Origin of the sequence: Myroides sp., assembly GCF_032073645.1 — a bacterium.
GTDB classification, from domain to species: Bacteria; Bacteroidota; Bacteroidia; order Flavobacteriales; family Flavobacteriaceae; genus Flavobacterium; species Flavobacterium odoratimimum.
On record NZ_DAMANB010000002.1, the window covers coordinates 14,624 to 38,383 of the forward strand.

At 35.8% G+C, this 23,760-nt stretch carries 21 protein-coding genes and 2 tRNA genes; 12 read left to right on the plus strand and 11 right to left on the minus strand.

All coding sequences use genetic code 11. The features are described from left to right. Positions 1-79 precede the first annotated feature (79 nt). The 6 genes from RT228_RS01830 to RT228_RS01855 all read right to left on the minus strand — a co-directional run bounded on the left by RT228_RS01830 (position 80) and on the right by RT228_RS01855 (position 9,235). Entirely contained in the window at positions 80-655 is a 576-nt protein-coding gene (locus tag RT228_RS01830) for a hypothetical protein (protein ID WP_006262365.1), read from the minus strand. A gap of 284 nt (positions 656-939) precedes the next feature. Beyond that, complete coding sequence (locus RT228_RS01835) at positions 940-2,481, minus strand: acyl-CoA carboxylase subunit beta (protein WP_006262364.1); 1,542 nt, start codon at positions 2,479-2,481, stop codon at positions 940-942. A 7-nt stretch (positions 2,482-2,488) separates the two neighbouring features. After that, entirely contained in the window at positions 2,489-3,928 is a 1,440-nt protein-coding gene (accC, locus tag RT228_RS01840; RefSeq protein ID WP_006262362.1) for an acetyl-CoA carboxylase biotin carboxylase subunit, read from the minus strand. Positions 3,929-3,930: 2 nt separating this feature from the next. Then, the gene (locus tag RT228_RS01845) at positions 3,931-4,416 is read right to left on the minus strand and encodes an acetyl-CoA carboxylase biotin carboxyl carrier protein subunit (protein WP_006262361.1); all 486 of its coding nucleotides are present in this window, start codon (positions 4,414-4,416) and stop codon (positions 3,931-3,933) included. Positions 4,417-4,896: 480 nt separating this feature from the next. After that, positions 4,897-5,955, minus strand: coding sequence for a thiamine-phosphate kinase (gene thiL / locus RT228_RS01850; RefSeq protein WP_006262360.1), 1,059 nt, complete (start codon positions 5,953-5,955; stop codon positions 4,897-4,899). A 76-nt stretch (positions 5,956-6,031) separates the two neighbouring features. Then, on the minus strand, positions 6,032-9,235 hold the full coding sequence (locus tag RT228_RS01855; protein WP_286397098.1) for a DUF2723 domain-containing protein: 3,204 nt from the start codon (positions 9,233-9,235) through the stop codon (positions 6,032-6,034). Positions 9,236-9,418: 183 nt separating this feature from the next. On the opposite strand from RT228_RS01855, the gene RT228_RS01860 reads away from it, so the two are divergent. After that, a tRNA-Gln gene (locus tag RT228_RS01860) sits at positions 9,419-9,489 on the plus strand. Positions 9,490-9,710: 221 nt separating this feature from the next. Beyond that, a tRNA-Gln gene (locus RT228_RS01865) sits at positions 9,711-9,781 on the plus strand. A gap of 95 nt (positions 9,782-9,876) precedes the next feature. Here RT228_RS01865 and RT228_RS01870 read toward each other — a convergent pair. From RT228_RS01870 to RT228_RS01890, 5 genes are read right to left on the minus strand one after another with little or no spacing between them, the layout of a single operon-like run. Further along, a complete protein-coding gene (locus tag RT228_RS01870) occupies positions 9,877-10,662 on the minus strand; it encodes an enoyl-CoA hydratase/isomerase family protein (RefSeq protein ID WP_006259839.1) in 786 nt (261 codons plus the stop codon). Positions 10,663-10,678: 16 nt separating this feature from the next. After that, the gene (locus RT228_RS01875; protein ID WP_313138365.1) at positions 10,679-12,151 is read right to left on the minus strand and encodes an ATP-binding protein; all 1,473 of its coding nucleotides are present in this window, start codon (positions 12,149-12,151) and stop codon (positions 10,679-10,681) included. After that, a complete protein-coding gene (locus tag RT228_RS01880; RefSeq protein WP_006259837.1) occupies positions 12,151-12,690 on the minus strand; it encodes a CopD family protein in 540 nt (179 codons plus the stop codon). The genes RT228_RS01875 and RT228_RS01880 overlap by 1 nt, the downstream gene beginning before the upstream one ends. A gap of 4 nt (positions 12,691-12,694) precedes the next feature. After that, positions 12,695-13,711, minus strand: coding sequence for a ferrochelatase (gene hemH, locus RT228_RS01885; RefSeq protein WP_006259836.1), 1,017 nt, complete (start codon positions 13,709-13,711; stop codon positions 12,695-12,697). Between the two features lie 4 nt (positions 13,712-13,715). Beyond that, a complete protein-coding gene (locus RT228_RS01890; RefSeq protein WP_006264532.1) occupies positions 13,716-14,588 on the minus strand; it encodes a helix-turn-helix transcriptional regulator in 873 nt (290 codons plus the stop codon). A gap of 232 nt (positions 14,589-14,820) precedes the next feature. Here RT228_RS01890 and hemA point away from each other — a divergent pair, with 232 nt between their 5' ends. From hemA to RT228_RS01940, 10 genes are all read left to right on the plus strand, one after another. Further along, complete coding sequence (gene hemA / locus RT228_RS01895; RefSeq protein WP_006259834.1) at positions 14,821-16,071, plus strand: glutamyl-tRNA reductase; 1,251 nt, start codon at positions 14,821-14,823, stop codon at positions 16,069-16,071. 1 nt (position 16,072) lies between these two features. Continuing rightward, positions 16,073-17,002, plus strand: coding sequence for a hydroxymethylbilane synthase (gene hemC, locus RT228_RS01900; protein WP_006259833.1), 930 nt, complete (start codon positions 16,073-16,075; stop codon positions 17,000-17,002). 1 nt (position 17,003) lies between these two features. Further along, positions 17,004-17,669 (plus strand): uroporphyrinogen-III synthase, encoded by a 666-nt coding sequence (locus tag RT228_RS01905; protein ID WP_006262352.1) that lies wholly within the window; start codon positions 17,004-17,006, stop codon positions 17,667-17,669. Positions 17,670-17,706: 37 nt separating this feature from the next. Further along, the gene (gene hemE, locus RT228_RS01910) at positions 17,707-18,735 is read left to right on the plus strand and encodes a uroporphyrinogen decarboxylase (protein ID WP_006262350.1); all 1,029 of its coding nucleotides are present in this window, start codon (positions 17,707-17,709) and stop codon (positions 18,733-18,735) included. Positions 18,736-18,801: 66 nt separating this feature from the next. Continuing rightward, the gene (locus RT228_RS01915; RefSeq protein WP_006262349.1) at positions 18,802-19,161 is read left to right on the plus strand and encodes a hypothetical protein; all 360 of its coding nucleotides are present in this window, start codon (positions 18,802-18,804) and stop codon (positions 19,159-19,161) included. Between the two features lie 127 nt (positions 19,162-19,288). Next, entirely contained in the window at positions 19,289-20,269 is a 981-nt protein-coding gene (hemF, locus tag RT228_RS01920; protein ID WP_006259829.1) for an oxygen-dependent coproporphyrinogen oxidase, read from the plus strand. Between the two features lie 147 nt (positions 20,270-20,416). Next, positions 20,417-20,788 (plus strand): four helix bundle protein, encoded by a 372-nt coding sequence (locus RT228_RS01925; protein ID WP_006259828.1) that lies wholly within the window; start codon positions 20,417-20,419, stop codon positions 20,786-20,788. Between the two features lie 427 nt (positions 20,789-21,215). Next, complete coding sequence (hemB, locus tag RT228_RS01930; protein WP_006262347.1) at positions 21,216-22,208, plus strand: porphobilinogen synthase; 993 nt, start codon at positions 21,216-21,218, stop codon at positions 22,206-22,208. A 138-nt stretch (positions 22,209-22,346) separates the two neighbouring features. Beyond that, positions 22,347-22,709, plus strand: a complete 363-nt coding sequence (locus tag RT228_RS01935) for a hypothetical protein (protein ID WP_006259826.1) — start codon at positions 22,347-22,349, stop codon at positions 22,707-22,709. Positions 22,710-22,826: 117 nt separating this feature from the next. Next, positions 22,827-23,237 carry a c-type cytochrome gene (locus tag RT228_RS01940; RefSeq protein WP_006259825.1) on the plus strand — a complete coding sequence of 137 codons (411 nt, stop codon included), beginning with the start codon at positions 22,827-22,829 and terminating at the stop codon, positions 23,235-23,237. Positions 23,238-23,760 lie beyond the last annotated feature (523 nt).

Sequence of the window (23,760 nt, forward strand, 5' to 3'; positions counted from 1 at the left end):
CTTTATTTTTCGGCAAAATACGAAAAAAGGCTGTCTATTTAGACAACCTTTTTATAAAGTATGTGGGTATGTTATATGTTTAACTACCTAAGACTGCTGCTGTAGCAAAAAGAGTTAGTGTCAATATAAAGATAACAACACCTATTAGTGAAATCACTAAACCTGCAATTGCTAATCCTTTTGGTTTTTTAAATACTCCAATTGCAGAGAAAATTAATCCTAATAACCAGCATATTCCGTTTATAAAAGGAAGCCAAAATAGAAGAATTGCAACAATTGATAAAATAAATCCTGCTAATCCAAGATTATTCTTTTCTGGAACGATAGGAGGATAATAAGCTTGTTGTTGATTGTATCCTTGTTGGTTATATCCTTGTTGTGGAGGAGGAGGTGTAGATCTAACCTCTTGCTCTATTTCTCTCTCAAGTTCTTTTGCAGCCTCTACTACAGGCTCAACAACTTCTTCTTTTATCGTCTCAACGATTGGCTCAACAACTTCTTTCTCTATGTTGTCTACTGTCTCTTCGATAGATGAAGTTACTCTATCAACAATAGATTCGTCGTGTTTAGTTTCTTCAGATGAAGGCACTGGAGGAGGAGTATGCTCCGTATTTTCAGAAACTTTCTTCCCTTCTAGGTTTTTATTATCTTCCATAGTGGTTCTATTTTAATAGATCAAATATAGTTTTTATTTAACAAATAAAATATACTTATATGTTTAAAAATTAATATTTAATTAAGTGTTTTTAGCTAAAATAATATATTATGTTCTTTTCTGCTTCTTTGTTGTTAATTTGTAAAGGTATTTTTTTAAGAAAATAAAGGCTGGTTTTAAGAAATAAGAGCATAAGGATTAGGAAATAGAAAGCCTTTTCGTAGGGAGGGAGGGGAAGATAAAAAAAGCCCTTTAGTTAAATATCTAAAGGGCTGTTGAATTTATTAAAGAGGAATATTTCCGTGTTTTCTGTTTGGCATATTTACTTCTTTATGTTCTAACATAGAGAATGCCTTAAGCAGTTTTCTACGAGTCTCATTAGGAAGAATTACTTCATCAATGAATCCTCGTTGTGCCGCTCTGTATGGAGTAGCAAATTTGTCTGCATATTCAGCTTCTTTCTCAGCTAGTTTTGCTACTGGATCTGCTGCTTCTGCTATTTCTTTTTTAAAGATAATCTCACTAGCCCCTTTAGCTCCCATTACTGCAATTTCGGCATTTGGCCACGCAAAGTTCATATCTGCTCCGATGTGTTTAGAGTTCATTACATCATAAGCACCTCCATAGGCTTTACGAGTAATCACCGTTACTTTAGGTACTGTAGCTTCACTTAATGCATACAGTAACTTTGCACCGTGTACGATGATACCATTCCACTCCTGATCTGTACCAGGTAAGAATCCAGGTACGTCTACTAAGACTAATAGAGGAATATTAAAAGCATCACAGAATCTAGTGAAACGAGCAGCTTTAATAGAGCTGTTTACATCTAAACATCCTGCTAAGAACATCGGATTGTTAGCCACAATACCAACACTTTTACCTCCTAGTCTAGCGAAACCTACTACGATATTCTCAGCGTAGTCTTTGTGTATTTCGAAGAAAGAGTCCTCGTCTATGATGTGATTAATTACCTCTTTCATATCATAAGGCTTATTAGAGCTCTCAGGTACTATCTCATCTAGTTCATATCTATACTCTTCGCCTGCAGTATAAGGAAGACTCATCGGCTTCTCCATATTGTTTTGAGGCATATAAGACAATAGCGTTTTTACATCCTCTAGACAGGCTACGTCGTTAGGAGATGTCGTATGAGCTACTCCAGACTTCGTAGAGTGAGTACTTGCTCCTCCTAATTCTTCTGAAGTTACCTCTTCATTAGTTACTGTTTTTACAACGTTAGGTCCTGTTACGAACATATAACTAGACCCTTCTACCATCATTGTGAAGTCAGTCATCGCAGGAGAATATACTGCTCCTCCAGCACATGGTCCCATAATAGCAGATAGCTGAGGTATCACACCAGATGCTTGTACATTGCGGTAAAAGATATCTGCATATCCACCTAATGATCTTACACCTTCTTGTATACGTGCTCCTCCAGAATCGTTTAGTCCGATCATTGGTGCCCCCATTTTAAGTGCCATATCCATTACTTTACAGATTTTCTCTGCATGCGTCTCAGAAAGTGCTCCTCCGAATACAGTAAAGTCTTGTGCGAATACATAGACTAAGCGACCGTTGATCGTTCCATACCCAGTCACTACACCATCTCCGTGATATACTTCTTTATCCATACCGAAGTCGGTCGTACGGTGTGTCACTAACATACCGATCTCTTCGAATGAACCTTCGTCTAATAGGTATTCTACACGTTCACGAGCAGTAAGCTTTCCTTTGCTGTGTTGTGTATCTATTCTTTTTTGCCCTCCGCCTAATTTAGCTTGGGCTTGTATTTCTTGTAGTTTATTTATTTTCGGATTCATATGATTCTTAGTTTGGTAATCGAAGTTGTTTTTGGTCTTCTAAATACATCTGTAGCGCAAGGTATGCCGCTATCTCTGCTTCATCTTTATACTCTTCTTTGATTAAATCAGCATTGTAGTATTTCTTCACGAAGTTCGTGTCAAAATGACCTTCTCTAAAAGCATTGTGTTCCATTACGAACTTACCGAATGGCAATGTCGTACTGATACCTTTTACCTTATATGCTTTAATGGCTTCGATCATAATCTCTATAGCCTCCTCACGTGTCTGTCCATAAGTAATTAACTTGGCTAACATCGGGTCGTAGTAGATAGGTACATCCATACCTTCTTCTATACCGTTATCTACACGGATACCTTCTCCTTTAGGTAGTTGATAGATTTCTAAGTTCCCTACACTAGGTAAGAAATCATTTAGAGGGTCTTCTGCATAGATACGAAGTTCCATAGCATGTCCTTTGATCTCTAAGTCTTCTTGTGTAAAAGGAAGCTTCTCTCCACGAGCTACCTTGATTTGCATCTCTACTAAGTCTAATCCAGTGATTAACTCTGAGACTGGATGTTCTACTTGAAGACGAGTATTCATCTCTAAGAAGTAGAAGTTAAGGTGCTCATCTATTAAGAACTCCACCGTACCAGCTCCTACATAATTACAAGACTTAGCTACCTTAATAGCTGCTTCTCCCATAGCTTTACGCACTTCAGGAGTTAATACAGCAGAAGGGGCTTCTTCTATTACTTTTTGGTGACGACGTTGGATACTACATTCTCTTTCAAATAAGTGAACTACGTTACCATGTTTATCCGCTAACACTTGTATCTCAATGTGTCTAGGCGAACCTATATATTTCTCAATGAAAACAGAACCATCTCCGAAAGCATTGGTTGCTTCAGAAATAGCACGCTGCATTTGACTTTCGAATTCTTCTTCTTTTTCTACGATACGCATCCCTTTTCCACCACCACCAGCAGCAGCTTTGATTAGGATAGGGAAGCCTATTTCTTTCGCTACTTGTTTCGCTTTGGCTACGTCAGTGATAGCCTCGTCTAGACCCGGCACCATAGGGATGTTATAGTCTTTTACAGTTTCTTTAGCAGCCAGTTTATTACCCATTACTTCTATAGCATGCGTATCTGGACCGATGAAGGTAATCCCAGCTGCATTACACGCTAAAGCGAAGTTAGAGTTCTCACTTAAGAATCCATATCCTGGGTGGATACCATCTACATTTAATGATTTTGCTACTTCTAATATTTTATCACCTAATAAATAAGATTGGTTAGAAGGAGCCTCTCCGATACATACAGCTTCATCAGCCATACGTACGTGTGGAGCATTACGATCAACAGTAGAGTACACAGCTACTGTCTTAATACCCATTTTTTTAGCTGTAGTCATAATACGTACAGCTATTTCGCCACGGTTGGCAACTAATATTTTTTTCATCTTTATTCGAATTCAATTAACACTAATCCTTTATCAACAGTGGCACCTTTAGTCACGTTGATAGACTTAATAATCCCAGCTCTAGGAGAAGATAAGTTGTTCTCCATCTTCATAGCTTCTAAGATTAATAAGTTGTCATTCTCAGCTACTTCTTGCCCTACAGTTACCAAAATATCTAGGATAAGACCAGGCATAGGAGCCTTGATAGAATTAACCTGCTTAGTAGAGTTTAAGGAGAAGCCTAATTGATTGATTAGCTTATCGAGTTCGGTTTGGATATTAACAGAATAGTTATTTCCGTTGACATTTACAGTATAGTTTTTGTCTGTAAAGTGGTTCTCAAGTATTTCCACGTCATAAGATCTGTTGTTTTTGAGTACGTGATATGTAGATTCATTTACACGAGATACATTGATGTCTCCTTGTAGTAAATCTTCACTTTCAAAAACAGTATCAGCATTCACTTTTAATTGATACGTTTTATTCATTATATTTTTAGTTTTTGGTATTCGTAAATATAATTAAATGTGTGATATATAAATAATATTTATTGATAATTTAATTTTTTACTACACTATGGCAGAAATATTATTTTTTTACAATAATTTTGGTTGATTCTGATTGTAAATAAATAAGATAAAAGAGGTTACAAGGTATTCAATTGGGATTTTTTATACTATTCTCGTTAAGTAGAACAGGCCTTCTCTGATAGCTAAACGGCTTTAATCAGCATTGAGATTTATTGCATTTGAGTCCGTAGTGAGTCCGTAGTGAGTCCGTAGTGAGTCCGTATTAAGTCCGTTATTTTATACAAAACAACGGAGTTATTATGGAGGGATAATATAGGTAGTTAGCTAAGATGTAAAATTAGTCTAGAGGAGGTGTGAAGGGAATGTGGAGGGAGAATGGAGAAGGGGGTAAAAAGAAAAAGGTAATCTCTAGTTAGAAATTACCTTTTATAATAGTTATTATTCTTCGTCTTTGTTTTCTAAAGGATTCCATCCTCTTGATTTTAAAGGGATTTTAGTGTTTGCTCTTGAGATAAGATGAATACCTTCACTCTCTTGTGTTGTGTGACCTATCACTGTTAAGTTTGGATTCCCCTTGATTTTGTCAAAGTCTTCCATTTTAATAGTAAATAACAGTTCATAATCTTCTCCACCATTGATAGCCATCGTAGTAGCATCGATATTAAACTCTTCGCAAGTGTTCATAAACTGAGGGTCTAATGGAAGTTTCTCTTCATATAGATTACATCCTACTTTAGAACTTTTGCATATATGCATAATCTCAGAAGACAATCCATCAGAGATGTCTATCATCGCTGTTGGTTTTACACCTAGATCTGCTAATAGCTGTTTGATATCTGTTCTTGCCTCTGGCTTTAATTGTCTTTCGATGATGTATTCGTAGATAGATAAATCAGGCTGATTATTAGGGTTTACTAAGAATACTTGTTTCTCACGCTCTAGGATTTGCAATCCCATATAAGCAGATCCTATATCTCCTGTTACCACTAATAAGTCGTTGTCATTCGCTCCACTGCGGTATACTAATTCTTCTTCTTTAGCTTTACCAATAGCGGTCACGCTTATAATCAACCCTTTTTGTGATGAGGTAGTGTCTCCGCCTACTAAGTCTACTTTATAATACTTACACGCTAAGGCGATACCTTCGTATAACTCATCTAGAGCTTCTAGAGGAAAACGATTAGATACTGCGATAGATACTGTAATCTGTGTAGGGATGGCATTCATCGCACAGATATCGGATAGGTTAACTACCACGGCTTTATATCCTAAATGCTTAAGAGGAGAGTATGCAAGGTCAAAGTGCACTCCTTCGATTAATAAATCTGTAGAAACAACTACTTTATCTTCTCCAAAAGACAATACTGCAGCGTCATCTCCGATGCCTTTAGTTGTACTCTCGTTTTCTATTGTAAAGTTTTGTGTTAAATGTTCTATTAATCCAAACTCACCTAAATGTCCAATATCTGTCTTAGATTGATTTTTATTCTCGATCATCGTATATCTGCTTTATTTTAAAGTAATGCAAAGGTAAAAAGAAAAGGCGATAGATTTATTTCTATCGCCTTTTAAACTATAAGTTAGCTCTTTTAAAGTATTTAAAATAGCCATTATATGTATTGAAGTCTGGTACTAGACTAGCGTAGTAGCTAGGGTCTTCTTCTTCTATTATTTGTAACAGAGAGCGCCATATTTCTATTTCAGTAATAATCTCTCTAGCATAGTATTCGATATCATTTATCTCAAGGCCTTTATAGTAAGTAAGCGATTCTTGAGATTTTTGAATTAATTCTTTAGCCATTTGACGAGCATTTTCTTTTTCGCCAACTTTATAAGAACCTTCTACGAATGGATGTACAACTTCGTATAAACCATAGTATTTGATAGGCATATTCGTCATCGCTATATCAATAACTTTCTTCGCTTTCTCATCTTTCCCCTCTATTAATAGTTGTTCCATCAATCGAGCAAGGTTGATACGGTAGCTCAGTGCATTACGTCTAGTCTGAGGATCGTGATATATCTTATCACTTCCCATATTACCCCAGTACCACTTCGTTACGATATCGTACATTCTATCTGCGTCTATAGAACCTCTATCTAGTGCATGAGAACTCTCTGTATCAGATTTCAGAGGAACTAGTTTATATACTAAACCACTTAACTGTAAGTAATCTTTCATCCAGATGAAATCATCATCTCCCCAGCTACCTCCAGAGAAGTATATAGGTCGTTCCCAGTTATTATTTGCTACTATATCTAACATGATAAGGCGGTGCTTATAGATAGCCTGGTCAGTAATGTTAACGTCTAGATAAGGTAATATATCTTTTCTTAAGTGAGGAGATACGATATTGTGTTTCGCTACATTAGCACTATCTACCGGTATTCTGATTTGATTAGTAGGAGCGATATACAATGTAGTTCCTGCCTCTGTTTTAATCTTCGTTCTATCGTCATCAGATTTAATGAAGTTAAGAAGAGAGTTGATGTCTATTCTTTCTTCAATCATCTTGTTTACGATGATAGCATCTCTTTTATTACCTACATATTGATCATGTGTGAATGAGATAGGTAGAGGCTCTGAGTCATACGCTTTTGCTCTCATCTGGTCAATATACCAGTCTAATGGAAGTAAACTCGTACATACAACTCTTACGTCTGTTCTGTATCCTTCTACATCTTGTAGATACCACAGTGGGAATGTATCGTTATCTCCAATAGTAAATAAGATAGCATTCGGATCACATGAATCTAAGTATGCTCTAGCGTTAGCAAGGGCTGTATAACGATCTGAACGGTCGTGGTCATCCCAGTTTTGTTGTGCTAATAATACAGGAGCTGCAAATAATGATACAACTAGAACAGCTGGACCAGCTATTTTTGGTTGTACATATTTTTTAAGACCGTCGAAGATAGCATATACTCCGAATCCAATCCACATCGCGAATACATAGAATGCTGGTACTACAGCATAGTCACGTTCACGCGGTTCGAATGGACGTTCATTCAAGAATATTTTAAGTGCAAAACTTGTAAATAGGAATAACACTAACAATACCCAGAACATCTTAGGGTCTTTACGATAGTGGAATACAATACCGATAAGCCCAAGTATAAAAGGTAAGAAGAAATAAGTGTTTCTACCTTTGTTTTCTAATGTATCTGAAGGTAAGTTATCTTGAGAACCTAAACGTATTTCGTCTAAGAATTTGATACCACTAATCCAGTTACCGTGTTGTAAGTCACCTTGACCTTGTACATCATCTTGTCTTCCTGCAAAGTTCCACATCAGGTAACGCCAGAACATATATCCGAATTGGTACTCAAACATAAAACCGATATTACTAGAGAATGAAGGTACTTCGATTTCTAGGTATTCTCCATATTGATCTAGGAACTTGTCAAGTCCATCATAATCAATTTCTCCACTAGCGAGACCTTGTTTTACTCCAGATACTAATTCTTCTAACTCTTTTGTTCCAGCATATTGAGAAGATACTCTGAAGTCTAAAGGTTTAGTATAACGCATATAGTTGACACGGTGGTTCTTGTCTGTGCTCCACAGTCTAGGAAGGAATCCTTTATGAGTACTATCGAAGTTTTGTCCTGCGTTTTTATATTCGTTTACGATTTCATACTTACCTGTTTGGTAGTTTCTTTCGTAGTTTGGTTTTTCGTCTTTCCAGGGATTGTTTTTGTCTAATCCTACATATTTTTTAGTGAAGTAAGAATCGTAATAGATACTTTCTTCTCCATACTGTTCACGTTGGTAGTATGCTAATAGCTCAGAAGCATCAGAAGGTGTGTTCTCATTGATTACTACTTTTGCATTAGCTCGGATAGGTAACATTATCCAACTCGTCAATCCAACAAATACAAAAAGAAGTGTTAGAATAAGGGTGTTCGCCATTATCTTGTTTTTCTTCTCTGTATATCTCAACCCGAATACAAAGAAGGCAACAATCAATAAGAAGGCAAATATAGTTCCACTGTTAAATGGCATTCCTATCGAGTTTACCATAAAGATCTCTGTCTTACCAAATAAGGCTAAGGTCTTAGGGAATAAGAAAGCAAAAAGGAAGAATAAAACTCCTACAGCCGCTATATTGGCTATGATAAAGTTTTTGATAGTTACTTTTTGATATCTTTTAAAGAAGTATAGTAATGCGATAGATGGAACTGTTAATAAAGCCATTAGGTGGACTCCAAAAGAAGCTCCGATAACTAACCCTATCAATAATAGCCAACGATTACCTTTAGGAGTGTTGATATCATCATACCATCTCACACCTAAGTACAATAGAAGTGATGTCAGAAGCATCGCAGAAGCATATACTTCAGACTCTACAGCGTTAAACCAAAAACTATCTGTGAATGAAAAGGCTAATGAACCAACAGCAGCACTACCTAAAACAACGATAGCATTGATATTCGTCCACTCACTTTTCGCAACGACGATTTTCTTAAGTAAATTAGATAATGTCCAGAACATAAAAAGAATGGTAAACGCGCTGGAAATAACAGCAACCATGTTTACCATTAGGGCAACTTTATCTGGAGAGGTAGCAAACATCGAGAAGAAAGCTCCTAACATTTGATAAAAAGGAGCCCCTGGAGGGTGTCCTACTTGTAGTTTAGCAGAGGTAGCAATATATTCTCCTGGATCCCAAAAGCTTACTGTAGGCTCTACTGTTAGTGTATAAGTCAATAGGGCAATGGCAAAACATAGCCATCCACCTATAACATTCCACTTCTTGTAATTGAATGTCAACATATTTGTAATTACTAGATATTTTTTCAGATTGTATATACAAAGAAAAGATTTTTTTTGTGTTGCGTGAAGGAATTAGAAAAAATTAATTTTTTTGATAGAAAAGTTTGGAGATTATAAAAATAGTTATACTTTTGCATCCGCATTGATGAAGTAATTACGCTTTACGGTATGTAAAAAAGGTATTGGCCTATGGTGTAATGGTAACACAGCTGATTTTGGTTCAGTCGTTCTAGGTTCGAGTCCTAGTAGGCCAACAGAAAAGCCTCTTGATTTTTCAAGAGGCTTTTTTTATTTTAATTGTACGTAAAAATAAAATGTTAAAATTATCAATACTCTCTCTTGACTATGAGTATCTTAGCAAAATAGGGGGCTGAGAGTGATTAAAAAAGACATTTTATATTTGGAAGAATCAAAAAATGTGCTAATTTTGCATCCGCATTACTGAAGTAATTATGCCAAAGTAATGAAATGGTACTGGCCTATGGTGTAATGGTAACACAGCTGATTTTGGTTCAGTCGTTCTAGGTTCGAGTCCTAGTAGGCCAACAAAAAACCTCTTGATCATTCAAGAGGTTTTTTTATTTCAAGAATAAGGAATTGAAATAAGAAAGGTCAGAGCACGCTCTGACCTTTTTTTGTTATTAGTTTTGACCTTTGAATTCAGGTTTTCTTTTTTCTAAGAAAGCAGTAGTTCCTTCTGTGAAGTCTTCTGTTTCGAAGCATTCTCCGAAGTTCTTGATTTCTTCGTGGTATCCGTTTACACCATCTTTAAAGTTAGCATTAATAGATTTTATTGCTCTTCCAATTGCAGAAGCAGAGTTAGAAGCTATTTTGTTCGCTATTTTCTTTGTGAATGCTAATAGTTCTTCTTGCTCTACAACGTGGTTCACTAATCCATAAGATAGAGCTTTATCAGCTGTTATCATCTCTGCAGTCATGATTAGCTCCATTGCTCTTCCTTTTCCAATAAGTTGAGGTAAGCGTTGTGTTCCGCCATATCCTGGGATTAGTCCAAGTGTTACTTCTGGAAGTCCCATTTTAGCGTTATTAGAAGCTATTCTGAAGTGTGCTGACATCGCTAACTCTAATCCACCTCCTAGGGCAAATCCATTAACAGCAGCGATTACTGGTTTGTTGTAATTTTGAACATAGTCGAATAGAAGCTCTTGTCCTTTGGCAGCTAACTGTGAACCTTCACTAGTGTTGAAGCTAGAGAATTCTTTAATGTCAGCACCTGCAACGAAAGCTTTTTCTCCACTTCCAGTAAGGATGATAACACGTGTTTCACGGTCTTTTTCAAAGTGTTTAAGGGCTTGGTGAAGCTCTTCAATTGTTGGCTTGTTTAAAGCGTTTAATTTAGTTGGTCTATTAATGGTTATAATGGCCAGACTTCCTTCTTTTTCTACTAGAATATTTTCAAAATCCATAATATCTTTTATTTGATTAATTATTTATAATAGGCAAGGTAACAATAAATGTGGTGCCAAGACCTTCTTCTGTTTCGAAGACTATTGTACCGTTGTAATTTGTAATTATGTTTTTTATGATTCCCAATCCTAATCCCATGCCACTTGTTTTGGTAGTGAACTTAGGTTGGAATATTTTGTTTAGATCTTCTTGCTTTATACCTGTTCCGTTATCAGCTACTTTGATGATTGCGCTTTCTTCTGTTCTAGATATACTCACTTTTATTTGTGGGCTCTTCTGCTCAGATGGGATAGCTTGTATTGCATTTTTGACTAAGTTAGTAATAATTCTGATTAGTTGTGTTCTATCTATTTTAGAGATGATCTCCTGATCGGTGCTTTCGAACCAGATATAGTCTTCATTAAAGATGTCAAGTGTTAATTTTACAGTATTGACAATGTCAAGAGTTTCGTCTTGCTGAGCAGGCATTGCAGCAAAGCTAGAGAAAGCTGTTGCAACAGAAGTCATCGTATCTATCTGTTGTATTAATACTTGAGAGAAGTCTTTTAATTTTGTTTTGATTTCTGGATCATTAGGATCAAATCTTCTTTCAAAGCTTTGAACAGTCAGACGCATTGGAGTAAGAGGATTCTTTATTTCGTGTGCAACTTGCTTAGCCATTTCTCTCCAAGCTTGCTCTCTTTCTGTTTGAGCTAGTTTTTCGTACGAATCATCGAGTTTCTCCACCATATCGTTATATGCAGTGATAAGAGCCGAAATCTCCTTGCTTGTGTTAGTAGAATCGATCTTTTCATTTTTTTGCCCAAACTTGGTGCTTGTAATCTTGACACTGATATTGTTTAGGCTTTGGGTGATATAGTTTGATAAGAAGTAAGAGATAGCGATAGACATAATTAGCATAATGATATATACTTGTCCAAATTTAACCATGAAGTTCTGAATCTCGTTCTCGTAAAACTCTGTTTTCTCCTCATACGGTATTTTAAGTATACCTAGGGGTTTGTACTTTAAATCCTTTAAGAAGCTATATGCGATACGTATACGGTTGCTATCTACCGTTTTTATATCTACAAAGCGTTTGTTTGGAGAGGACTGTATTGTCTTTAAAACTAAAGGAGAGATGTTTTTAGAGATGCTATCTACAGAAAAGGTACCTCTTGAGGTAATCAAGAGGTGTCCTTGTAGATCGTGTATATTGATCTCTGTATTGTGTATGGCTGCTAGCTCATGTATTTTATCTCTAAAAATGCGAGGGATATTCTCTGTTGTTAGAGGGTATTCTGAGGTTGTTAAGATGTAGTTTATATTCTCGTTGATAGAGTTTTCTGTCCTTTCTAGTCTATATTGATGATAAGTACGTGCTTCTTCTCTGAATTGATACACTGATACAGCTGATATCAATACAGATGAGATAATACTCAAAAATATAAGTGAGAAAAATATTCTATTTCTCAGAGAAAAGTTCTTTAATATAAAGTCATCTTTCATTATTTTCTGCTATCGCGAATTCGTTTGTATAAGCGTATTCCTAGCATTAATAGTATTGATAATCCTACTAGACCTACAACTCCAAATATCCAATTAAAAGTACTTTTTAAAATTACTAAAAATACTACAGAAAATAAAATCAAGGTTGCTCCTTCATTCCAAATTCTAAAAAAGGAAGATGTTTTAGTCATCGTTCTATTGTTGATTTGTTTGACGAACTGATGGCATTTTAGATGATAAGCAATTAATGCTACTACAAATAATAGTTTTACATGCATCCAAGGTTGACTTAACCAAGCAGGTATTGCTATCAGCATCCATATTCCAAAAATAGTTGCCAATACTGCCGCAGGCCATGTGATGATGTTCCACAGGCGATTAGTCATGATGGTGTATTGATCTCTTAGGATGTTGGATTGTACTTCAGGCATATCCTTCGTCTCGGAGTAATATACAAATAGACGTACGATATAGAATAGTCCTGCAAACCAGCATACTATAAAAATAATATGTAGAGCTTTTAGATATAGGTATAACATGCTATTATTTGTTTTGCCATTCTTTAATCCAAGTAACCATTGCATCTATCCACATGTCATCATCATTCATACAAGGGATTGTTCTAAACTCTTCTCCTCCGTGTTTTAAGAATTCGTCATGTGCTTCCATGCCTATTTCTTCTAGTGTTTCAAGACAGTCGGCTACAAAGGCAGGAGTAACTACTGCTAGCTTTTTAATGCCTTTCTCAGCTAATCCATTTACAGTAGCATCAGTTGGAGGTTGTAGCCATTTGTCCATTCCTAATCTAGATTGGAATGAGTTAGTGTATTTATCAGCAGGGATGTTTAATTTCTCTACTACTTGTCTTGTTGTTTCTAAACATTGGTGTCTATAGCAGAACTCATGTGCTTTAGAAGCTGTTTGACAGCAAGAGCCGTCTATAGTACAGTGTCCCTTCGTTACATCTGATTTGCGGATATGTCGTTCAGGTACCCCGTGATAAGAGAATACGATATGGTCATAGTCATACCCTTCTAGATGACCTTGTATAGTATGAGCTAGAGCATCTACATATTCTTTCTTGTTGTAGAAAGCTGGGAAGCTCGTAACTTTCATTTGAGGAAAGTATTTCTGTCTTACTTCTTCTGCTAATACATTAATAGTCTCTGTAGTTGCCATGGCAAACTGAGGGTAAAGAGGGATCATTAGTACATCATCTATACCTTTGTCTTTTAATTCTTGTAAACCTGTTTGGATAGAGGGTTCTCCATATCTCATAGCTAATGCTACTGGTATGTCCACTTTTGCTTGTACTTTCTTTTGTTGTCTTTCAGAAATTACGATTAGTGGTGAACCTTCTTTCCACCATATTTTAGAATAAGCTTCTGCTGATTTCTTTGGTCTAGTATTCAGTATGATTCCTTTAACTAATAAACTTCTTAGGATGTATGGCATGTCTATTACTCTTTCATCCATTAAGAATTCTCCTAAGTATGGTTTTACGTCTTTTGCTGTAGGGCTTTTAGGTGAGCCTAGGTTAACTAATAATATACCTTGCATGTTGTTAATTATTTGTGTTGAGAGACATTAAGTATTTTTTTGGTGTAGTGCCAAACTTCTTTTTAAAGGCAGCAATAAAGTGACTAGCAGAACTATAACCAATCTTTAGTCCTACTTCGTTTACATTATAACTGCCGTTGTCTAAGAGCTTACGTGCGTATTCCATCTTATAGTCAAACAAGAAGCTGAATACAGAGTCACCGTAAATCTGCTTAAAGCCCATTTTTAGTTTTTTAATGTTAATACCTACTGAGTCTGCTAACTCTTGAAGTGTAGGTGGTTCTGCCATTTTACTGATGATGATATCTTTCGCTTTTTTGATTTTAACGACATCGTCTTCATCAGATAAGAATGGGCAATTCTCTATGTTTTGATCTTCATTCTGATTAAATAGTAAACTAAGTAACTCGTATGTCTTACCAGTGTAGTATAACTTCTTGATAGTTGAGTTCATATAGAAGTTAAATAGCTGATTTAGGACTATAGCCATAGAAGGAGTAATTTCTTCTTCAGAGTAATACTTCTTGTCTCTGTTTTCACCAGTTAAGAAACCGATGAACTCTGCTTCTGTTGAAAAAAGAGCATGGAACTTCTTAATAGAAATTAAAACACTTATGACCCATGTATTAGGAGATATCTCTAAGTGTACAGGAAGCTGTTTTTGAGGATTGTAAAGGATCAAGAATTTTTCTTCATTAAGCGGAAGAGAATATGCTCCTTGATTGAATACAAATTTGGCAGACCCTTTTAGACCAAAGTAAAATTGGATAACATCTGTTCCCATTTCTCGTTGAAATGTTATGTTCTCTGTCAAGTTGTTTTCGAATCTTAATATCGAAAAATTATCATCAATTATTATTTCTTCCGTAGGACTCATAGCGATACTTTTTAAACTTAAGTTAGAAACTTATCTAGTTACTTTTTATTTAGAATGATTCTATATAGAGTGTCTTTTAACCCTTGTCATTGTTGCAAATGTACTGTATTATAATGAAATGCAATGCTTTTTTTTTGAGAAATCCCTTAGCGATATAAATAGTCCTTCTAGCGTTACTTTTGTCGATTCTTTAATCTTAAATTTGTTTACTTTTTTGAATTAACTCTGTGGTATGGACAAAATAGATAAGACTAAACCTGCGACTTTTTATGCAGTGGGATTAAGTTATAAGAAAGCGGACGCTGAAATGCGCGGTAAGTTTAGTCTAAGTGATGAGGCCAAAGACAATTTATTAACTCAAGCTAAAAATGAAGGAATCGAGAGTTTAATCGTGATTTCTACATGTAATAGAACGGAGATATTTGGTTTCGCACAACACCCTTTCGAACTGATTAAATTATTATGTGATAACAGTAATGGTACAGTGGATGACTTCCGCAATGTGGCTTATGTATATAAGACTAAGGAGGCTATAGAACACTTATTCCGCGTTGGAACAGGACTAGATAGTCAGATATTAGGTGATTTTGAAATTATCAGTCAGATTAAGAATGCTTTCTACTTAGCGAAGGAGAAAGAACTGACAACGAATTACTTCGAGAGATTAGTCAATGCTGTAATCCAAGCAAGTAAACGTATCAAGAATGAGACTGAGCTTAGTTCTGGAGCTACTTCTGTATCATTTGCTTCTGTACAATATATTATGGATCATGTAGAAGATATATCTAATAAGAATATCTTGTTATTCGGAACAGGTAAAATTGGTAGAAATACATGTGAAAACTTAGTGAAGCATACTAAGAATGATCATATTACACTTATTAATAGAACAAAAGAGAAAGCGTTAGAAGTAGCAGGTAAATTTAATCTTATCGTAAAGGATTATGCAGATTTACAAGCAGAAATACGCAAATCAGATGTGCTTATCGTAGCGACTGGTGCACAGAAACCTACAGTAGATAAGGCGTTGCTTAACTTGACAAAACCTCTTGTTATTTTAGATTTGTCTATTCCTAAGAACGTGAGTGATGATGTGACTGAGATAGAAGGAGTAGAATTAATACACCTTGATTATTTATCTCAAATGACAGATAAGACGATCGAGAGAAGAAGAGAGTTCATTCCACAAGCAGAAGAAATTATAGAAGAGATCATGTCTGAGTTTATCGCTTGGACGAAGATGAGAAAATTCGCACCTACTATACATGCTCTTAAATCTAAGCTAGAGCAGATAAAAGATGGGGAATTAGATTATCATAAAAAGAAATATGATAACTTTGATTCTGAGCAGGCTGAATTAATCAGTATGCGCATCATACAGAAGATCACTACGCACTTTGCAAACCATCTTCGTCATGAAGATACAGTAGTGGATCAGAGTATAGAATGGATAGAAAAAGTGTTTCATATAGAATCAAATTAAAATGGGTAGAATTATTCGTATAGGTACACGTGATAGTGAACTAGCAATGTGGCAAGCAAAAACAGTAGAACAATCTCTTCAGAAATTAGGGTACAAAACAGAGTTAGTACCTGTTAAATCTACAGGAGATCTAGTATTGGACAAGCCATTATATGAGATGGGAATCACAGGAATCTTTACTAAGACTCTAGATGTGGCAATGATAAAAAAAGAGGTAGATATCGCAGTACATTCTATGAAAGATGTACCAACAGCTCTACCACAAGGAATCGTACAGGGAGCAGTACTTAAACGTGCTAATACTGTAGATATCTTATTACATAAAGGAGATACATCTTTTATGTCAGAAGAGGTTGAGGCAGTAGTAGCTACAGGAAGTTTAAGACGTAAAGCTCAATGGTTAAACCGTTTCCCAAAGCATACAACAGTTGACCTACGAGGAAATGTAAATACTCGTATGGAAAAACTACAAAACAGCGATTGGAATGGAGCAATCTTCGCTTCAGCTGGTTTAGATCGTATTAAAAAGAAACCATCGAACTTCATTAATCTTGACTGGATGATACCAGCACCTGCACAGGGAGCTATGGTAGTAGTCGTAAATGCAGATGATAATCATGCTTTAGACGCAGTAGCTCAGTTAAATGATTATGAAACAGAGATGACTACTTATATAGAAAGACAGTTCTTAAGAACATTAGAAGGTGGATGTACAGCTCCTATCGGTGCTTTAGCTACTTATAATGATCACGATGACACGATTAATTTTAAAGGGGTATTATTCTCTTTAGATGGTCAACAGAAGTTCGAAGTGAACAAAGTAGTGGATATCGCAGAGTGGAAGAAGCTTGGATTCTTTGCAGCTAAAGAAATTCTTGAGAATGGTGGTAGTGAATTAATGGAAACACTACGTCAACAATTAAAAAAATAAAATGTCTTTTAATCCAACTATTTTATCTACACGTAAGATTAAAGCGAGTGTACTAGATGCTGTAGCTTTAGGGAAGGTGCATTTAGTAGAACAAGATTATATCTTGACAGAACACTTAGTATTCGACTTGGATGCTGTACATGAGTATGTATTGTTTACGAGTCAGAATGCAGTGAAGAGTGTGATTAGTCAGGGATATAGAGAAGTTCTGAATAAGAAACCAGCGCTATGTGTGGGGATAAAAACAAAAGAATTGTTGGAGGAGAACGGTTGGGAAGTTAAGGCTTGGGCACATTATGCAAAAGAATTAGCTCCTATCATTGTTCAAGACTATAAAGATAGAAATATAACATTCTTTAGCGGAAGTATCAGAAGAGATCTATTGCCAGATGCTTTTAGAGCAAATGGTATGGTCTTTAATGAGTTCACAGTATATCAGACTGTGCTTAATCCTATAAAGAATGAATATAAAGTAGATGGATTGTGCTTTTACAGTCCTTCAGCGATAGAGAGTTATCTTCAGCAGAACAGCATCACGACAGAAGTGTGCTTCTGTATAGGAGATACTACAGCAGAACCATTAAAAGGAGTTACACAGAATATTGTAATAGCGAAGCAACCTACAGTGGAAGCTACATTACAAGCTTGTGTGGATTATTATAAATAGAGTCAGCTAAAAATTGACGTATTAAAATCGAATAGAAATGATTAAAAATGATTTATTCTTAAGAGCGTTAAAAGGTGAAACAGTAGAGAGACCACCTGTATGGATGATGCGTCAAGCAGGTAGATACTTACCAGAGTTTCGCGAATTAAGAGATAAGTATGATTTTTTTACACGTTGTAGAATGCCAGAAATCGCAGCTGAGATTACAGTACAACCGATTCGTATTGTAAAACCAGATGCTGCTATTTTATTCTCAGATATTTTAGTCGTACCGCAAGCTATGAACATTGATGTAGAGATGAGACCAGGAGTAGGGCCATGGGTACCTAATCCTATCCGTTCTGCTAAAGATGTAGAGCAAGTTATCGTACCTAATATCGAAGAGACATTAGGATATGTAATGGATGCTATTAAAGTAACGAAAGAGATGTTAAACGATGAAGTACCATTGATTGGATTCGCTGGTTCACCTTGGACTATCTTTTGTTATGCAGTAGAAGGAAAAGGTTCTAAGAGCTTTGATTTAGCGAAAGGCTTCTGTTTTTCTGACCCAGTAGCTGCACATACGTTATTACAAAAGATTACAGATACAACTATTTTATACCTTAAAGAAAAGGTAAAAGCAGGTGTAAATGCAGTACAAATATTCGATTCATGGGGAGGAATGTTATCTCCAGTAGATTATCAAGAGTTTTCATGGCAGTATATTAACCAAATAGTAGAAGCATTAGCTGATATCACTCCAGTTATCGTATTTGGAAAAGGATGTTGGTTTGCATTACCTGAGATGGCGAAGTCAAAAGCTTCTGCATTAGGAGTAGACTGGACTTGTAGCCCACAGAACGCTCGTCTATTCACAGGAGGAGATATCACATTACAAGGTAACTTTGACCCAAGCCGTCTAATGTCTCCGATCCCTACTATTAAGAAAATGGTACACGAGATGATCGATGCTTTCGGTAAAGATAAGTATATAGTGAACTTAGGTCACGGTATCTTACCTCATATCCCAGTAGATCATGCAAAAGCATTTATCGAAGCGGTAAAAGAATACGAACACAAGTAAAATATTGACAGAAAAGCCTGCCGAAGTACGACGTAGGCTTTTTTGTTTTACTATATCATTTGACCTATGTTAAACAAAGGAACAAAAAGTGAAGAAGAAAGACGTATAGAGTCTATTGTTCAGAAGTTGTCTTCTATTGGATTTACACCAGAGGACAAGAAATTTATAGAAGATCTAGACGTAGAGCTTCAAAAGATAGGCCTGAGTTATGAACAACTGTTGATAACAGAGGGTAAGGACCTAGCCTTGCACTTACATAAATTCAACTTCCCTTGGGATAAGATGGAAGAGTTCACAGATCTATTAGTGAAGTGGTCTTCTCAAGAGCCTTCATTAAAAGCAAAAGCAAAGGCTGTCTATCAATATATCCAAGATGAGAGTAAAGCATTCTCATTTAATATCATGACTAAGATTAGTCGTCTTTAAGAGATCACTATTTACAGCAGAAACAGGTTGAGGTATCATACACACTATGATAGTGATATGTAGGACTAGAGGAGTCTGCTTACTATTGTTTATTTAAAGATAAGGTAGAGAGGTGTAATATAATGTATTGGCTGAACTACGGAACAATAGTTTTTTTAATGATGAGTATCCTGACAGAGAGAGGATATGTACTATTTATAATATGAAAGAACAATTTTATCAATATATACAACAGCTTCAAGATACCATTACAAAAGGACTTGAAGATATAGATGGAAAGGCAAAATTCCAAGAAGACCTTTGGGAACGTCCTGAAGGTGGTGGAGGTCGCACACGCGTAATCGAGAATGGAGCAGTATTCGAAAAAGGAGGAGTGAATATCTCTGCCGTACACGGACCATTACCAGTAGCGATGCAAAAGTACTTTAATGTAGGAGATGTAGATTTCTTCGCTTGTGGACTATCGTTAGTGATTCACCCGAAGAGTCCTATGGTACCTACAGTACATGCTAACTGGCGTTATTTTGAAATGTATGACAAAGAAGGTACAGTAGTGCGTTCTTGGTTTGGTGGAGGACAAGACCTTACACCTTATTACCTATTCGATGAGGATGCTACGCATTTTCATACTGTATGTAAGACAGCTTGTGATAAACATAATCCAGCGTTTTATCCATTGTATAAAAAGCAATGTGATGAATATTTTTGGAATGCACATAGAGAAGAGGCACGTGGTATCGGAGGATTATTCTTTGACCGCTTAGAAGTAACAGAAGAAATGTCTATGCAACAGTGGTATGACTTCGTAACCGAAGTAGGAGATAGCTTCTTAGAAGCTTATGCACCTATCGTAGAACGTCGTATGGATACCCCTTATAGCAATGAGCACCGTACATGGCAAGAAATCAGAAGAGGTAGATACGTAGAGTTTAATCTTGTTCATGATAAAGGAACTCTATTTGGCCTAAAAACCAATGGACGTATCGAATCTATCCTAATGAGTTTGCCACCACATGTACAATGGGTATATGACCACCATCCAGAAGAAAACAGTTGGGAAGAAAAGCTGTTGAAGGTATTAGCTAATCCTGTTGATTGGATGAAATAGTTTACAGTTCACGGTTAACAGTTTACAGTATAAAACTACTTAATAGAGATAATTAGTTATATAAACAAATTATTAAGTTATTAGATTTTGTGTATAATGGAATGTTTGTTGTTGCAATTTATGGTACTATAAATAACCATGAATTATATGATAGACTATCGAAATTATAATGTTTGGAAACTGAGCCATGAATTGGTATTAAAGATCTATCCATTATTAAATTTATATCCTAAGTATGAGGAAAGAAATTTAATAGATCAGATAAGAAGGGCAGTAGTATCAATTCCTACCAATATCGCAGAAGGATGTGGTAAGGATACACAAAAAGAACTTGTTAGATATCTATATATCGCCTCAGGTTCAGCACATGAAGTTGAGTATTTAATATTTTTATCAAAAGACTTAGGTTACTTGAATGAGAATGATTTTTACTCAGTTCAGAATGATATTGTAAGTATTAAAAAGATGCTTGTAGTGTTGATTAAAAGAATAAGAGAAACAATGGATAGTAAAAAGTAAACTATAATATTGTTTATTCTATAAATAGAACATTAATAGAATTATCGGGTACATTTAACTGTAAACTGTAAACCGCTTGCTGTAAGCTGTATACCGTTCACCGTAAATCAAAATAAGAACACAGGTCAACGTTCTGTTTATAGATGTCGAGAGCAACTGTAAACTGTAAACAGTTCACCATAAACCAAAATAAGAACATAGGTCAACGGTCTGTTTATAGGTGTCGAGAGCAACTGTAAACTGTATACCGTTCACCGTAAACCAAAATAAGAACATAGGTCAACGGTCTGTTTATAGATGTAGAAAGCAACTGTAAACTGTAAACCGTTCACCGTAAACTAAAATAAGAACACAGGTCAACGTTCTGTTTATAGATGTCGAGAGCAACTGTAAACTGTAAACCGTTCACCGTAAACCAAAAATAATTATGTTTCCATTACAAAGAGGTAGAAGATTAAGAACAAATGAGTCTATTCGTAGTTTGGTAAGAGAGACTATCGTGACTCCACAAGATTTTATGTTCCCTATGTTTATAGCAGAAGGGACTAATGTACAAGAAGCTATTCCTTCGATGCCAGGTATGTTTAGACGTTCTGTGGATTTGACAGTAAAGGAAGTAAAAGAGCTTTATGCATTAGGTATTCGCGCAGTGAATATCTATGTAAAAGTAAGTGATCATTTAAAAGACAATGCAGGTACAGAAGCATGGAATCCTAATGGATTAATGCAGACTGCTATCAAAGCGATAAAAGATGCATGTCCAGGTATGATCGTAATGCCAGACGTAGCATTAGACCCATATTCTATATACGGACATGATGGTATTATAGAGAATGGAGTAGTAGTGAATGACCCTACAGTAGATGCACTGACGAAGATGAGCGTATCTCATGCAGAGGCAGGAGCAGACTTCGTAGCACCTAGTGATATGATGGACGGACGTATCTTACGTATGCGTGAAGCATTAGACCAATCAGGATTTACGAATGTAGGTATCATGAGTTATTCTGCTAAGTATGCATCTGCATTCTACGGACCATTCCGCGATGCACTAGACAGCGCACCGAGAGCAGATGTAGAGATACCAAAAGACAAAAAAACATACCAGATGGACTATGCTAATCGTATTGAGGCTGTGAAAGAGGCGTTATACGATGTAGAAGAAGGAGCAGATATCCTTATGGTAAAACCTGGTATGGCTTATTTAGATATCGTACGTGAAGTGAAAGACGCTGTGAATGTGCCTGTAGCTGTGTACCAAGTATCTGGTGAGTACGCTATGGTAAAGGCTGCATCAGAGAGAGGGTGGCTTGATCACGATCAGATAATGATGGAACAATTAACTTGTATCAAACGCGCTGGAGCAAGTATTATCTCAACATACTTCGCTAAAGAAGCGTCTATTTTATTGAATAAATAGTTAGAATAAGTACTATAAATAAAAGAAGCTCGTTGATTTTGTCAACGAGCTTTTTTCATTATAAGCTATTGATAACTTTTTTTCTAAATAGTAGTAAGAAGTGTTTTAACTTTATCCACTAGTAAAATTATAGAATATATGACGCCTGATTTTAAAAATAAAACATATCGATTAGCAGAGTTTATCTTACTTGTTAAAGATCGAAAAGAAAGAACTACGGAGTATGATCCAGCCTATCAGTATGCTATTTATGCTGTAGAAGATGAGGCAGATGTAGAATTAGAGATTTATGTTGGTGATCCTGTTGAGGTGACAGAGGATGATGAAGAGATATATCCAGACGCTGTTACAGAACTAGATATGTGGTATCTGTGCTCTGACGAAGATATACAAGATGTAGTAGACTTAGCAGTGAGCCAGAAACCCACAGTGACGGTAGAAGAGCTCATCATGGCATTAGATTACTACCTGACGATAGATGATTTTATTGATTTTGACTAAACGATATAGAGACTACTAAATGTTATTTGTCCGTTTATTGCACTAAAAGGACTGTTTTGTATACTATAATGTTCATTTTGTTTCTCTATTTTTGATGGAAATAAATAAACAACAACAATGACAAAAATTATAAAAACTAGTTTGCTACTTCTTGCTACTATTAGTGTAGTAGCATGTGGCGGTAAGGATGATAAAACACAACCTGAAGCTGTGTACGAATCAGAGAGAGGAGAAGTAGCCGAAATGACTATGTCTGAAAAAATCAAACTAGGTGAAGACATCTTTAAAGGAAAAGGAAACTGTGCTTCTTGCCATCAGACAGATAAAAAAATAATAGGACCTAGTGTCAAAGAAATATTACAAGTGTATGATAAACACAACGCTGATCTAGTTTCTTTCTTGAGAGGAAATGAGGAACCTATAGTTGATCCGTCTCAGTTTATCATTATGCAAGCTAACTTAGAGATCACGAAGAAGTTTAGCGATCTAGAAATGGAAGCACTTATTGCCTATATGCGAAGTTTATAGATAATAAATAAACAGTAAGATATCGAAAAGCCTTGAGTCAATAGATTCAAGGCTTTTTTATATTCAGTAAGAGATAGATTTTACCCATTAATATAAAATGCAATTCAGACTAGATTGAATGATAAATGGGAATAAAATACTATTTATTAGGGGGTGGTCGGCATGTGGTCGGCTAGTGATGGGCATTTGGTCGGCTTAAAAGTACCAAAAATAGCCTATCACTATCCCATCATATAGGTATCATATAGTGAGCAAGTGGAAGGAGCGTAAAAGTGAGTAAAAGGGAATTAGAATAGAAAGCATAGTAATGTGCTTAATATTAGTGTGATAGGAGGTGAAGGAATAAGATAGTGCTACATATTATAAAAAGAGAATAAAAAAATGTTGTCTAATATGCGAAGAAAGTGCTCATTCTTAGAGAAATAAAATGAAGAGTTCTAATATTAATCTGTAAAGTGTAAATGATCTATATCCCTTATAAACACTGGCTATTTAGAAGCATTCTACGATTTTATAAGGACTT

Bases quoted from the DNA above. Each gene is read 5' to 3' on its own strand.
- RT228_RS01830 (WP_006262365.1), bottom strand. From the start codon at position 655: ATGGAAGATAATAAAAACCTAGAAGGGAAGAAAGTTTCTGAAAATACG.
- RT228_RS01835 (WP_006262364.1), bottom strand. From the start codon at position 2,481: ATGAATCCGAAAATAAATAAACTACAAGAAATACAAGCCCAAGCTAAA.
- accC (WP_006262362.1), bottom strand. From the start codon at position 3,928: ATGAAAAAAATATTAGTTGCCAACCGTGGCGAAATAGCTGTACGTATT.
- RT228_RS01845 (WP_006262361.1), bottom strand. From the start codon at position 4,416: ATGAATAAAACGTATCAATTAAAAGTGAATGCTGATACTGTTTTTGAA.
- thiL (WP_006262360.1), bottom strand. From the start codon at position 5,955: ATGATCGAGAATAAAAATCAATCTAAGACAGATATTGGACATTTAGGT.
- RT228_RS01855 (WP_286397098.1), bottom strand. From the start codon at position 9,235: ATGTTGACATTCAATTACAAGAAGTGGAATGTTATAGGTGGATGGCTA.
- RT228_RS01870 (WP_006259839.1), bottom strand. From the start codon at position 10,662: ATGGATTTTGAAAATATTCTAGTAGAAAAAGAAGGAAGTCTGGCCATT.
- RT228_RS01875 (WP_313138365.1), bottom strand. From the start codon at position 12,151: ATGAAAGATGACTTTATATTAAAGAACTTTTCTCTGAGAAATAGAATA.
- RT228_RS01880 (WP_006259837.1), bottom strand. From the start codon at position 12,690: ATGTTATACCTATATCTAAAAGCTCTACATATTATTTTTATAGTATGC.
- hemH (WP_006259836.1), bottom strand. From the start codon at position 13,711: ATGCAAGGTATATTATTAGTTAACCTAGGCTCACCTAAAAGCCCTACA.
- RT228_RS01890 (WP_006264532.1), bottom strand. From the start codon at position 14,588: ATGAGTCCTACGGAAGAAATAATAATTGATGATAATTTTTCGATATTA.
- hemA (WP_006259834.1), top strand. From the start codon at position 14,821: ATGGACAAAATAGATAAGACTAAACCTGCGACTTTTTATGCAGTGGGA.
- hemC (WP_006259833.1), top strand. From the start codon at position 16,073: ATGGGTAGAATTATTCGTATAGGTACACGTGATAGTGAACTAGCAATG.
- RT228_RS01905 (WP_006262352.1), top strand. From the start codon at position 17,004: ATGTCTTTTAATCCAACTATTTTATCTACACGTAAGATTAAAGCGAGT.
- hemE (WP_006262350.1), top strand. From the start codon at position 17,707: ATGATTAAAAATGATTTATTCTTAAGAGCGTTAAAAGGTGAAACAGTA.
- RT228_RS01915 (WP_006262349.1), top strand. From the start codon at position 18,802: ATGTTAAACAAAGGAACAAAAAGTGAAGAAGAAAGACGTATAGAGTCT.
- RT228_RS01925 (WP_006259828.1), top strand. From the start codon at position 20,417: ATGATAGACTATCGAAATTATAATGTTTGGAAACTGAGCCATGAATTG.
- hemB (WP_006262347.1), top strand. From the start codon at position 21,216: ATGTTTCCATTACAAAGAGGTAGAAGATTAAGAACAAATGAGTCTATT.
- RT228_RS01935 (WP_006259826.1), top strand. From the start codon at position 22,347: ATGACGCCTGATTTTAAAAATAAAACATATCGATTAGCAGAGTTTATC.
- RT228_RS01940 (WP_006259825.1), top strand. From the start codon at position 22,827: ATGACAAAAATTATAAAAACTAGTTTGCTACTTCTTGCTACTATTAGT.